At 55.2% G+C, this 2,687-nt stretch carries 3 protein-coding genes and 1 tRNA gene; all 4 read left to right on the top strand.

Annotated elements, in window-relative coordinates; genetic code table 11:
• The first annotated feature begins 223 nt into the window (after positions 1-223).
• Positions 224-306, top strand: a tRNA-Leu gene (locus tag DTF_RS0113520).
• Between the two features lie 113 nt (positions 307-419).
• Positions 420-1,745, top strand: a complete 1,326-nt coding sequence (tig, locus tag DTF_RS0113525; RefSeq protein ID WP_027715745.1) for a trigger factor — start codon at positions 420-422, stop codon at positions 1,743-1,745.
• Between the two features lie 5 nt (positions 1,746-1,750).
• Positions 1,751-2,335 (top strand): ATP-dependent Clp endopeptidase proteolytic subunit ClpP, encoded by a 585-nt coding sequence (gene clpP, locus DTF_RS0113530; protein WP_027715746.1) that lies wholly within the window; start codon positions 1,751-1,753, stop codon positions 2,333-2,335.
• 25 nt (positions 2,336-2,360) lie between these two features.
• The coding region (locus tag DTF_RS27280; protein WP_304412878.1) for a ClpX C4-type zinc finger protein at positions 2,361-2,687 on the top strand (327 nt) is incomplete at its 3' end.

The following is a 2,687-nucleotide window of genomic DNA, read 5'->3' on the forward strand; positions in this document are numbered from 1 at the left end:
TCTGGCCCGCCTTTTTACCGTATCGATGAATGTGGCGTTCCTGTCACAGGTGAGTCGGCAAAAAGTCGGGCTTTCTATTTTTTAAGCCGGGTAAAGGCTGTCAGAAGGCTGACGAATGGTGTGGCTGTCCGTTGCTAGGGAGCGGGCGGCCTTCTTGTATTTTCAACCATTCCGCCTTCCAATCAACTTATGAGGCTTATGGGGTTTTTGGGCCCTGTCCCCTGCGAGAGTGGCGGAATTGGCAGACGCACTGGACTTAGGATCCAGCGGGCAACCGTGGGGGTTCGACTCCCCCCTCTCGCACCATTTCTCTTTCTCCTCTCAGCACCAGCCAAGTGCCCTCATCCGTTGTGCCCCCGCGGGCCGATGTCCGTGGTTCGACGATTTTTATAAATACAGGAACAGAGTGAGGTAAAGTCATGAATGTCCAGATAGAAGACGTCAGCAGCATCAAGAAGAAGCTCTCCTTCGAAGTGGCTGCCGAACAGGTGGATGCCGAAATCCGCAAGACCTATCAGAAGATCGCCAAGACCGCCAAGGTCAAGGGCTTTCGCCCCGGCAAGATTCCCCAGGCCGTTCTCGAGAAGTACTATGCTCCCCAGATGGAGGAACAGGTATTGGGACGCCTCATCAACGATTCTTACTTCAAGGCGTTGGTGGAGCATCGAATCTCGGCCGTTTCCGATCCTGAGATTGTGGAAAGCAGTCCTCTGGAAAAAGGGAAGGCCTTTTCTTATGAGGCGGAAGTTGAAGTAAAACCCGAAATCGAAGTCAAGGATTATACCGGTCTCATCCTGCAAAAGGAAAGCTTCGAGCCCGAGCCCCAAGTGGTCAAGGACCGGCTCGAGGAGTTGCGCGTCGGCCGATCCCAGATGGAGGTCTCCTCGCGGGAAGAGGCCAGGGGCGGCGATTTTGTCGTCATCGACTTTGAAGGGTTTGTCGACGGCGAAGCCTTTGAGGGGGGCAAGGCCGAAGGTCACGTTCTGGAGCTCGGCTCGGGATCCTTCATTCCCGGTTTCGAAGAGCAGCTGGAAGGAATGAAGCGGGAAGAAGGACGGGAAATCGAAGTGACCTTTCCCGAGGAGTACGGGAACAAGGAGCTTGCCGGCAAGCCTGCTACTTTTAAGGTGCGCCTGCGGGAGATCAAGGAAAAGGTCCTGCCCGAACTTGATGACGAGTTCGCCAAGGGATTCGGCTTGGAGAGTTTTGACAAGCTGAGGGAAGAGATCGACACCAGTTATCGCACCCAGGAAAAGAACCGCATCGATGGCGATCTGCGCGAGCGGCTGATGAACGCACTGATCGAGCGCAATCCGGTGGAGGTCCCCGAAGCGATGGTGTCGAACCAGCTCGATTATATGCTGGGGAACGTGCGCAATCGCATGCAGTCGCAGGGAATGAGCCTGGAGATGCTCGGTTTGAACGAAGATTCTTTCAAGCAGATGTATCGGGAGACAGCGGTAAAGCAGGTCCAGGGGAGCCTGATTCTCGAGGCTGTGGCCAAGCAGGAGAATCTCAAGGTTGAGGACTCCGAGATCGATGGTAAGCTCGAGGAGATTGCCGCCATGGCCAACGCCCCCCTGGATGCGGTGAAGAAGCACTATGCCGGCGATGACGCCCGCCGCGGGCTGATTATGCAGATCGCCGAAGAAAAGGTGGTCCGTTTCCTGCTCGATAATTCGACCGTTGAAGAGGTGAACAAGGCGAGCCTGGCGGAGTCGGATCAGGGCGAGGAAAAGGAGTGATGCAAATGACTCTCATCCCCATGGTGGTGGAGCAGACGGGTCGCGGAGAACGGGCCTACGACATCTATTCCCGTCTGCTCAAGGACAGGATCATCTTTTTGGGAGGCGCCATCGAGGACCACATGGCCAACCTCATTATTGCCCAGCTGCTCTTTCTCGAATCGGAAGATCCCGAGAAGGATATTCATCTGTATATCAATTCTCCCGGGGGAGTGGTTACCGCCGGCATGGCGATTTATGATACCATGCAGTATCTGAAAGCTCCCGTGTCCACCATCTGCGTCGGTCAGGCTGCCAGTATGGGAGCCCTCCTCCTGGCCGCGGGGACCAAGGGGAAACGTTTTGCACTGCCGCATGCGAGAATTATGATCCACCAGCCCCTTGGCGGGTTCCAGGGACAGGCCTCCGACATCAAGATTCATGCGGAAGAAATTCTCAAGCTGCGAGACACCCTCAACGGAATCCTGGCAAGCCACACCGGTCAAGACATGGAGCGGGTGTCCCTGGATACGGAACGGGACTTTTTCATGGCTAGCGACGCCGCGAAAAATTATGGTATCATTGACAGCATAGTAGAGAGAAAAAGCTGACTTTTATCAGCACGGAGGCGCTTTAGTGAGTCAGAATGACAGTAAATCAGGACAGCTCAGCTGCTCGTTCTGCGGCAAGGCCCAGGATGAGGTTAAAAAGCTTATTGCCGGTCCTGCCGTATATATCTGCGACGAATGCATCGAATTATGCAAGGACATCATCGCCGAAGAGGCCAAGCTTGAAGATTCGACGGCCAAGGGGGCCGGTCGACTCCCCCGGCCCGCCGAAATCAAGGATACACTAGACGATTTCGTGATCGGCCAGGAACGGGCAAAAAGAGTCCTGTCCGTGGCGGTCTACAACCATTACAAGAGGGTGGAGTACTCGGCCAAGTCCGAAGAGGTGGAAGTG

Origin of the sequence: Desulfuromonas sp. TF (genome assembly GCF_000472285.1) — a bacterium.
Taxonomy (GTDB): domain Bacteria; phylum Desulfobacterota; class Desulfuromonadia; order Desulfuromonadales; family ATBO01; genus ATBO01.